The following is a 221-nucleotide window of genomic DNA, read 5'->3' on the forward strand; positions in this document are numbered from 1 at the left end:
CGCGGCTGCGGCATCGCTGAGGTGAGCTCCATGGAAACCACATCCACCTCCACGCCCATCGTGGGCGCCACGGCGGCTCTCGCGCCGCAGCCTCAGGGGCGCCGCCGCGGCGGCCCGCTGCGCTGGCTCGGCAGCTTCGGCCCTTCCGGCCTGCTCGGCCTGTCGGTGCTGCTGTTCTGGATGCTCGCGGCCCTGTTCGGCCCCTGGCTGCTCTCGCACAG

At 73.8% G+C, this 221-nt stretch carries 1 pseudogene; it reads left to right on the forward strand.

Annotated features, from left to right (window positions below):
* Window positions 1-30: 30 nt before the first annotated feature.
* Window positions 31-221: pseudogene (locus tag AC3A6Y_RS35120) on the forward strand (ABC transporter permease); the annotation flags it as partial.

The sequence above is a fragment of the Variovorax sp. Soil_C_17 genome (assembly GCF_057657265.1).